This is a genomic window from Streptomyces chengmaiensis (genome assembly GCF_029846775.1).
Taxonomy (GTDB): domain Bacteria; phylum Actinomycetota; class Actinomycetes; order Streptomycetales; family Streptomycetaceae; genus Streptomyces; species Streptomyces chengmaiensis.
Genome location: NZ_JARWBG010000137.1, coordinates 1 through 561, shown reverse-complemented (window position 1 = coordinate 561; position 561 = coordinate 1). Strand labels below are relative to the sequence as shown.

Sequence of the window (561 nt, the reverse complement as noted above, 5' to 3'; positions counted from 1 at the left end):
TCGGCGGCGACCTTCGCCGTCTCGGCGGCCTGCCCCTTGCACGTGGGGCACCACGGCGCCCAGAACCACAAGACCGCCGGTTTGCCCGCGAGCGTCTTCGCGTCGAACGGCTTTCCGTCCACGGTGGTCGCGGAGAAGTTCAGCACCTTCGGCACCTGCGTCCCCTCCGCCCCGCTGCCGCTGCTGTTCGAGGGCGCCGGCTGAGCAGGGGATGACGCCTCCGGCGTGGCGGCAGCTCCCGCGCCGCTGTCGGACGTGGATCCTTCGCCGGATCCGCATGCGGTGAGGGTGAGGAGGGCGGCGGCCAGGGTGGCCGGGAGGAGGGTGCGGGCGCGCAAGGAGGACTCCTGTGTGTCGATGGTGGAGACGAACGTAATTGCCGGGAACTCGGGCGGGCAGGGCTCGCCGCCTACGGTGTGGTGACGTCAGCCCGCAGCATCCCTGAGCCGTTCAGGGTCGAGGACGGTGATGCGTCCGCGAGCCAGGCTCAGCAGACCGTGGTCGGCGTAGTCGCGCAGCACCTTGGTGCAGGTTTCGCGGGAGGTGCCGGCGAGGGCGGCG

At 71.5% G+C, this 561-nt stretch carries 2 protein-coding genes; both read right to left on the bottom strand.

What is annotated here, in order from left to right:
• Window positions 1–338 (bottom strand): redoxin family protein (locus QCN29_RS36750; protein WP_279933599.1); only part of this gene is annotated, 338 nt, incomplete at its 3' end.
• Window positions 339–425: 87 nt separating this feature from the next.
• The coding region (locus tag QCN29_RS36745) for a helix-turn-helix domain-containing protein (RefSeq protein ID WP_279933600.1) at window positions 426–561 on the bottom strand (136 nt) is incomplete at its 5' end.